This is a genomic window from Kitasatospora sp. NPDC057223 (assembly GCF_042669755.1).
Taxonomy (GTDB): Bacteria; Actinomycetota; Actinomycetes; order Streptomycetales; family Streptomycetaceae; genus Kitasatospora.
The window spans coordinates 23,972-30,642 of the sequence record NZ_JBHUWW010000115.1 but is presented as its reverse complement, the minus strand read 5'-3'; the positions used below and the strand labels follow the sequence as shown (position 1 = coordinate 30,642).

Below are 6,671 nucleotides of genomic sequence, written 5' to 3'. Positions count from 1 at the left end.
TTACTTCGTGGGGTGCGTGAGTTGTGTATATGAGACTGGCTGCTGCCGCACCGGGCGCCGGCGATGGTCAGCCGGTCCTTCCGTGATCGGTCACGGGGCCCACGGAGCGTCGACCGACCAGGTGGTGTCGGCGAGGAAGCTGCCCGGGTTGCCGTCCCACGCGTTGGGGCCGCCCTGGGTGGCGATCCAGACCTGGGAGTCGATGTGCCGCAGGTAGCGGTCCGGGTAGGCGAGCGCGGTCAGCCGCACGCCGCCGCTGCCCGGGTGGGCGCAGAACGTGGCGTCCGAGTTGTACAGCGCGCCGCTGCCGGCCTCGCGGTAGACCCGGCTGTCCCGGTGGCGGAGGTACTCGCCGGGGAAGTTGCGGGACTCGAAGGAGTAGCAGCTGCCGTCGGCGAGCCCGGGAACGATCTTCCAGGTCGCGTCGCTCTTGAGCAGCGCGCTGCTGTTGGCGTCCACCACGTCGGTGTTGGCCAGCCCGTTGTAGTGACGCAGGTACTTGTTGGTGAAGCCGGCCGTGGTGACCCGGAGCGACTTGTAGCCGCCGGTCGGCAGGGTGACCGGCGCCGGGGGGTTGCGGGAGGCGTCGATCAGCGCCAGGTTGGCGGCCTTCACCCGGGCGGCGTCGACCTTGACGACCTGGCGGTCGTAGGTGAGCAGCCCGTTGACCTCGTTCTCGACGTCCGTGATCTCGGTGTAGACGGACGCGGACAGGCCCGAGGGCATCTGGTTGTTGCGCAGGCTGTCGATCAGACCGATGAAGCGGTCGGTCAGGGCGGCCTGGCTGGACTGGTCCTCGTAGCTGAACCCGCCGCCGGGGTACCACTCGTGGCCCGCGATCCGGTAGCCGAGGCCCCCGTACTCGCCGAGGACGGCGGCCCGGGTCGCGGTGGGCAGGGTGCTGCCCGGCCCGACGTAGATGTGGTTGTCGACCACGTCGCCGTTGCCGCCGTCGACCGAACCGCAGCAGTTGACCCCGCTCATGTTGTCGACCAGCCGGGACGGGTCGTAGGCCTTGACGTCGGCCGCGATCCGGGCCTGGTCGTACTGGCCCCAGCCCTCGTTCTCGTCGACCCACTGGATGAGGGCCGGCGAGCTGCGGTGCTGGTCGATGATGCGGTGGTACTCGGCCTCCCACTGGGTGCGGGCGGCGGCGTCCGGGGTGCGGGTGTCCATCGCGGGCATGTCCTGCCAGACCAGCAGGCCCAGCTTGTCGGCCCAGTAGAACCAGCGCTGCGGTTCGACCTTGATGTGCTTGCGGACCATGTTGAAGCCGAGGTCCTTGTGGGCCTGCAGGTCGTAGCGCAGGGCCGCGTCGGTCGGCGCGGTGTAGATGCCGTCGGGCCAGTAGCCCTGGTCCAGGGTGCCGGTCTGGAAGACGAACTTGCCGTTCAGCACCGGCCGCAGGACGTTGTTCACCTTCGCGACGGCGATCGTCCGCATCCCGGCGTAGCTGCCGACGGAGTCGACGGTGCTGCTGCCGGAGACGAGGTCCGCCCGCACGTCGTAGAGGAAGGGGTCCTCCGGTGACCAGAGGTGGGGGCCCGGCACGGGGACGGCGAGCTGGCTGCCCGCCTGCCCGGTGGCGGTGCCCACGACGGTGCCGCCGGTGGAGACGGTGACGCGCACGCTCTGGCCGCTGAGGCCGTCGGCGAGGACGGTGGCCCGCAGGGTGTTGTCGGTCAGGTTGGGCACCAGGTCGAGGCGGCTGATGTGCGCCGGGGCCACGGGCTCCAGCCAGACGGTCTGCCAGATGCCGGAGGCGGCGGTGTAGAAGATGCCGCCGCCCGTGTGCGGGAGGACGCTGTTGTTGTTGCGCTGCTTGCCGACGGCTCCGCCGCCGGTCTGGGTCGGGTCGTAGACCGAGACGACGATCGTGTTGGTTCCGCCGTTGAGGTACGGCGTCACGTCGAAGCCGAACGCGTCGTAGCCACCGCTGTGCACGCCGCCGGCCTGCTGGCCGTTGACCCAGACGGTGGTCTGCCAGTCGGAGGCGCCGAAGTTGAGCAGCACCCGGCGCCCGCTCCAGTTGGACGGCACGGTGAAGGTGCGCTTGTACCAGAGCTTGTCGTTCTGGGAGATCTGCCGCTGGATGCCGGACAGCGCCGACTCGGCGACGAACGGCACCCGGATCTTCTCGTTGAACGAGGCGGGCTGGCCGGCGCCGGCGGCGGTGACCGCGAAGTCCCAGATGCCGTTGAGATTGGCCCAGTCGGGGCGGGTGAGCTGCGGGCGCGGGTACTCGGGCAGCGGGTTGTCCACCGAAACCTGGCCGGTCCAGGGGGTGGTCATCGGTGCGGTCCTGGGCGTCCAGGCCGCGGCCAGGGCGGGGGCCTGTCCGGCGGCCAGCAGCATGCTGACGGCCAGGGCGAGGACGGCGAGCAGGGCGGTCAGCCGGTTGTGCGGTGTCCGGGCGACGCCCGGGGGCGGTGGTGTGTGCATCGATACTCCTCTGTGGGTGGTGAGGGGTCTTCAGCGGAACTGCGGTGGTGGGGCGGTACCGGGGCGCGGGGCACGCGGGGTCAGACCAGCTGCCAGAGGTGGTCGGCCGTCCCGTTGTCGTCGAACTGGACGACCTGGGCACTGTTGGCGGTCGACATCAGGTCGACGCCGAGCACCTTGCCCGAGTTCAGGTTGCGCAGCCGGAACCAGCCGTCACCGTTGTCGACCAGCTGCCAGAGGTGGTCGGCCGTCCCGTTGTCGTCGAACTGCACGACCCGGGCACTGTTCGCGGTCGACATCAGGTCGACACCCAGCACCTTGCCCGAGTTCAGGTTGCGCAGCCGGAACCAGCCGTCACCGTTGTCGACCAGCTGCCAGAGGTGGTCGGCCGTCCCGTTGTCGTCGAACTGCACGACCCGGGCACTGTTCGCGGTCGACATCAGGTCGACACCCAGCACCTTGCCCGAGTTGCGGTTGCGCACCCGGACGAACGCCGCGGCGGCCGACCACGGGTGCCCGTCGGGCGAGGTGGTGGGGAACGCGGAGATCCGCAGCCGGGCCGCTCCCATCGGGATCAGGGTCACCGTCTCGACCGGGGACGTGCTGCGCGCCGGACTCGCCTGGAGCGGGGTGACGACGTGCTGTCCGTCGGCCTGCCACTCGGGGATGCGGCGGGCCGGCGCGGTGATCCGCACCGGGGTGGTCGCCGGGGTGAAGGGATTGGCGGGGAGCGTACCGGTGGAGGCGGTGAAGGCGAGCGCACCGGCGTCCAGGGCCAGGCCGTAGTTCCAGGCCGTGGTGGCATGGACGGCGTACTCGGGGAAGGCGTCGGTACCGGCGTACCGGTCGTACGACTCGCCGATCCGCAGGGCGTACGTCAGCGGGCCGTGGTCGACCGAGACGGCGCCGTGGTTGGCGCCCCAGGTACGGACGGTGGTGCGCTGGGGCAGCCGCAGGACGACGGTGTCACCGCTGTTCCACGTCCGGTTGACGACCGTGTACGCCGGGCCGGGCGGGGCCGCCACGGCGGTTCCGTTCACCGTGACGACGGGGGCCGCGCACCAGCCCGGGACGCGCAGGTGCAGCGGGAAGGCCACCGGGCGCGGCGTCGTCAGGCGCAGGGTGACCGTGTCCGTGAAGGGGTAGTCGGTGGTCTCGGTGATCGTCACCGCCGTGCCGTCGGCGACCTTGGCGGTGACGGTGCTCGCGGCGTACATCGCGGCGGCGAGCCCGTTGTCGGGGGTGGCCAGCCACAGCTCCTCCAGGAAGTACGGCCAGCCGAACCCGTAGTTGTGCGGGCAGCAGCGGTACTGGTCGATGCCGGGCTGGAAGGACTGCATGGCGAAGCCGTTCTGGAACTGCCCCTGGGTCTTGGGTGCGTTGTCGAGGTCGACACTGTTCGCACTGGTGACGTAGTGCACCGCCTTTCCGGCCGGATCAAGGGCGGCGGGAAGCGAGTTGAAGGCCAGGTCCTCGCAGCGGTCGGCCCAGAGCGGGTCGCCGGTGATCCGGTTCAGCAGTTGGTGGCTGGCCATCAGCTCGACGATCCCGCAGGTCTCGAACCCCTGCCGGGGGTCGCCGAATCCGGGGCGGGCGTTCTCGTCGCCGGCGAAGCCGCCGCCGGGGAACTGACCGTAGCTCGCCATCACCGAGTCGTAGTTCTGGTAGGCGGCCCGGGTGAGCGCGGCGGACGGCGAGCGCAGCGCGTACTGCGCGGGCTCCCGGAACCCCTGCGCGATGTTGACGTTGTGCAGGCTGGGCAGGTTGTTCACCCAGTTGGCGCCGTTCGCGTGGATCCGGTCGGCCAGGTCGAGCAGGAAGGCGTCGCCGGTGCGGTTGTAGAGCCAGAAGACGCTGTCCAGCGCGTCGCCCCAACGCTGGGACACCCAGCTGCTGTTGAAGGCTCCGGGGCCCTGGGCGTTCATGTAGCGGAAGAAGGCGCTGAGCAGCGGGATGATCCGGGTGTCGCCGGAGTACTCCTGCCAGTTGCGCAGCGCCCAGCTCAACGGCAGGAAGGGCCAGAAGTCCGGGCCGCCGTTCAGGGCGGTCCGCAGGGCGGCCGGGCCGAAGAAGCCGTCCGGCTGCCGGGTGGCGACGATCGCGTCGATCCAGCGGCGGCTGGTCGCCAGGGCGGTGGCGTCCCTGGTGGCGATGGCCAGGTCGACGTAGCCGCGGAGCCAGTAGGGCACCTCCTCCCAGCCGGCCCGCTCAGGGTGGACCCAGCCGCTGGTGTTCATGTCGAGGAAGTGCGAGATCTCCTCGAACCGGCCGCAGAGCCCGGCCAGTTGGAGTCGCAGCTGCCCTTCGAGCCAGCCGCGGGCGGTGATGCTGCCGGGCGGCAGGCGCAGGTAGGCGGTGGGTTTCAGCGGGGCGGCGTTCGGGGCGTAGAGACCTCGGCCGGTCGCGGCGGCGGGACGGGGGGCAGCCGGGGCCGGTGCGGCCCGCGCGCTGTCGGCACCGCGTACGGCGAGCGCGGTGACACTGCCCGCCAAGGCGGTGTTGACGAACTGTCGGCGGTTGATGGGCATGGCGGAGCTCCTCGGGCGGGGGATTCCGGCCGGGGCCCGTGGGGGTGGGCCCGGGCGGCACGGCACGGCGGAACGGGGCCGGAGCAGGGTGACGGAGAAGGAGTCGGGCCGGGGGTGGCGGGGCGGCTGCGGAGTCATTCCTCCAACGTTGGAAACGTTGGGGCCAACGGCATAAGAGCATGCGTCAGGAGTCGTGTCCAGAGGCCGGACTGAACTTGAGCCGAACTGCCGGAGGGCCTGAGGCGAGCCGAACGACCACATCCAGGACGCTGCCCACGAATTCCGGAGAGCGTTCTCTTGTCGCTCCCGACCGAGCTGTGTATAACGTTGTAAACGTTACCGACGGAGCGGGGCCACCACCCGGCCGCCGGTGCTCGACGATGTCGGCCGCGCCCTGCCTCCGGTGGATCGGCTGCGTCGCACCACCCGCACGGCGCGGCTCGCCCGGCATCGGTGGGTCGCCGGCGGCGCCCACCGGACCTCCGCCGTCGTCACCCGGCGACGTTTCTCCAAGGCCCGACGGCCCGGAAGGAGTCGTCGGACCGGCCCGGTCGTCACCGCCCCGCAGGGCGACGGGCCACACTGGGGCCGGGCACCGCCGCGCCGTCCCGACGGCCGGCCGAAGGAAGGGGATCCGTGGGCGCCAGCCTCAAGGACGTCGCACAGCGTGCGGGCGTATCGGTCAAGACCGTCTCGAACGTGGTGAACAACTACCCGCATGTCACACCCGCGATGCGGGAGCGCGTGCAGGCGGCGATCGACGAGCTCGGCTACCGGCCGAACCTGATCGCCCGTCACCTGCGCAAGGGGCGGACCGGCATCATCGCGCTGGCCGTACCGGAACTCGGCAACCCCTACTTCGCCGAGCTGGCGGGCGCGGTGATCGACGCGGCCGGCCGGCACGACTACACCGTCCTGCTCGATCACACGGCCGGGCAGCGGGAGAAGGAGGTGCTGGTCTCGCAGGGGTTCCGGGCGCACGTGATCGACGGGCTGATCCTCAGCCCGATCGAGCTGGAGGCCGAGGACCTGCTCGGCCGCTCCGAGGACGCACCGCTGGTGCTGCTCGGCGAGCGCGAGTACGACGCGCCGTACGACCAGATCGCCATCGACAACGTCGCCGCCGCGCGCAGCGCCGTCCGCCACCTGACCGGCCTCGGGCACCGGCGGATCGCCTTCCTCGGGGCCAGGCGGGAGAGCGCCCGGCGCCCGGCGCACCTGCGGCTGCGCGGCTGGCGCGAGGAGCTGACGGCCGCCGGGCTGCCCTGCGACGACTCCCTGGTGGCCGCGACCGACGGCTACGGCCGGGTGGACGGCGCCGCCGCGATGAACGCGATCCTGGACCGGGGCGAGCGGCCCGACGCCGTCTTCGCGTACAACGACCTGGTCGCCCTGGGGGCGATGCGGGTGCTGACCGAGCGGGGCCTGCGGGTGCCGCAGGACGTCTCGGTGGTCGGCTTCGACGACATCGAGGAGGGCCGCTTCTCCCCCGTCGCGCTCACCACCGTGTCACCCGACAAGCAGGCCATCGCCCGCCTGGCCGTCGAGCGCGTCGTCGCGCGGCTGGCCGGCGCCCCCGGGCTGGAACCGGAGCGGATCCAGCCCGGCTACACGCTCACGGTCCGGGAGTCGACGGCCCGCCGCACCTGATCCGCGCCCGTCCCGTCCGCCGTCCGCCGGATCAGCGCGCTTGTCAGCGCC

Annotated in this window: 3 protein-coding genes; 1 reads left to right on the top strand and 2 read right to left on the bottom strand. The window is 71.5% G+C overall.

Annotated elements, in window-relative coordinates; genetic code table 11:
- Positions 1-90: 90 nt before the first annotated feature.
- Complete coding sequence (locus ACFUK0_RS30660; RefSeq protein WP_380255724.1) at positions 91-2,442, bottom strand: AbfB domain-containing protein; 2,352 nt, start codon at positions 2,440-2,442, stop codon at positions 91-93.
- A gap of 80 nt (positions 2,443-2,522) precedes the next feature.
- The gene (locus tag ACFUK0_RS30655) at positions 2,523-4,970 is read right to left on the bottom strand and encodes an RICIN domain-containing protein (protein ID WP_380255723.1); all 2,448 of its coding nucleotides are present in this window, start codon (positions 4,968-4,970) and stop codon (positions 2,523-2,525) included.
- Between the two features lie 636 nt (positions 4,971-5,606).
- Here ACFUK0_RS30655 and ACFUK0_RS30650 point away from each other — a divergent pair.
- Positions 5,607-6,620 (top strand): LacI family DNA-binding transcriptional regulator, encoded by a 1,014-nt coding sequence (locus ACFUK0_RS30650; RefSeq protein ID WP_380255722.1) that lies wholly within the window; start codon positions 5,607-5,609, stop codon positions 6,618-6,620.
- The last annotated feature ends 51 nt before the right edge of the window (positions 6,621-6,671 follow it).